This window comes from Vibrio sp. OPT46, assembly GCF_015163535.1.
GTDB lineage: Bacteria > Pseudomonadota > Gammaproteobacteria > Enterobacterales > Vibrionaceae > Vibrio > Vibrio alginolyticus.
In genome coordinates, this window is record NZ_JADDYG010000569.1 from 34,740 (window position 1) to 35,035 (window position 296).

General features: G+C 50.3%; 2 pseudogenes. Both read left to right on the forward strand.

Annotated elements, in window-relative coordinates:
- A pseudogene (locus IQR33_RS22965) lies at positions 1 to 101 on the forward strand (ParA family protein); the annotation flags it as partial.
- Positions 91 to 296 (forward strand): annotated as a pseudogene (locus tag IQR33_RS22970) (chemotaxis protein CheW); the annotation flags it as partial. The pseudogenes IQR33_RS22965 and IQR33_RS22970, both read left to right, overlap by 11 nt.

A 296-nucleotide genomic window follows, 5' to 3' on the forward strand; every position in this document is an offset into this window, starting at 1 on the left:
AGCACTTGCCAGCTTCGCATTTTGCATCTGGTAGCCGTGGTGTGTTTGCCTATAAACAGCTACTGATTTACCTGGAGAGGTTGGCGTTCGATGAGCAGTAATGATGTGCTGTCCAGTGAACAAGCACTTGATGACTACTTTAATGCATTACTGGATGATGAAACTGAAATAACGACTCTTGAGGAAGACCTTGACCTGTTGGCTCAAGAGGTATCATCTGCAGAGCCAGAGCCAGAGCCAGAGCCAGAGCCAGAGCCAGAGCCAGAGCCAGAGCCAGAGCCAGAGCCAGAGCCAGA